The organism is Sulfolobus sp. B1, from assembly GCF_007050195.1.
Lineage (GTDB): Archaea > Thermoproteota > Thermoprotei_A > Sulfolobales > Sulfolobaceae > Saccharolobus.
This window is the reverse complement of sequence record NZ_QIMI01000304.1, coordinates 1-818: the sequence shown is the minus strand read 5'-3', so window position 1 is coordinate 818 and position 818 is coordinate 1. Positions and strand designations below refer to the sequence as shown.

The window sequence follows — 818 nt, the reverse complement described above, 5'->3', positions numbered from 1 at the left end:
ATATACGAATATCCAAATCTTTTGGTAGTCAGAACTCTAAGTAAGGCTTTTTCCTTGGCATCGTTTAGGTTAGGTTACCTTATTGCTAATGAAGAAATAGTCAAAGCTTTAATGAAGACTGCTACACCGTTTGATATACCTTTACCATCTTTAATAGCTGGTATTGAAGCACTTCAAAATTACTCTTATGTGAAAGAAGTAGTAGAAATGATAAATAGAAATAAAGAAATATTATACAATAATTTAAAGAAAATGAATCTAAAAGTTTATAGATCGTTAGCTAACTTCCTCCTTGTTAGAGATAAGAGAGATTTGTGGAAAATGCTGATCAAGCACGGAATTGCTATAAGGAAACTATATGACGATTTTTACAGAATATCTGTAGGTACGGAAGAGCAGTGTAATATGTTAATAGAAAAATTGGGTGGGGAACTTGAAAATAGCAATACCAAATAAGGGAAGACTTCAACAGCCAACTCTTCAATTTTTACAATCAGTTGGAATAAAACCCTCTGCAAGTGACGATAGGGCATTGATAGTTCCGACAAGTTGGGAGGGAGTTCAACTAGTAATGGTAAGAACGGAAGACATTCCAAGTATTGTTGAGAGTGGAGCATCAGAATTAGGAGTGACAGGTCATGATTATGTAGTGGAGAGCAATGCCAGCGTAGAGGAATTAATAAAATTAGACTTTGGACGATCTAAAATAGTCTTAGCTATTCCTCAAGTATGGAGAGAAGAGTCAGTTGAAGAATTAAGAAAAAAAGATTTGAGAATCGCAACGAAATATTATAATATAGCTAAAGAATATGTAAATA

2 protein-coding genes are annotated in these 818 nt (G+C 33.6%); both read left to right on the top strand.

Features of this window, described 5'->3' with window-relative positions:
• A partial coding sequence (locus tag DMP16_RS10340) for an aminotransferase class I/II-fold pyridoxal phosphate-dependent enzyme (protein ID WP_143577229.1) occupies positions 1-456 on the top strand: 456 nt, incomplete at its 5' end.
• Positions 434-818, top strand: a 385-nt coding sequence (gene hisG, locus DMP16_RS10335; RefSeq protein ID WP_143577228.1) for an ATP phosphoribosyltransferase, incomplete at its 3' end; no start/stop codon positions are given. The genes DMP16_RS10340 and hisG, both read left to right, overlap by 23 nt.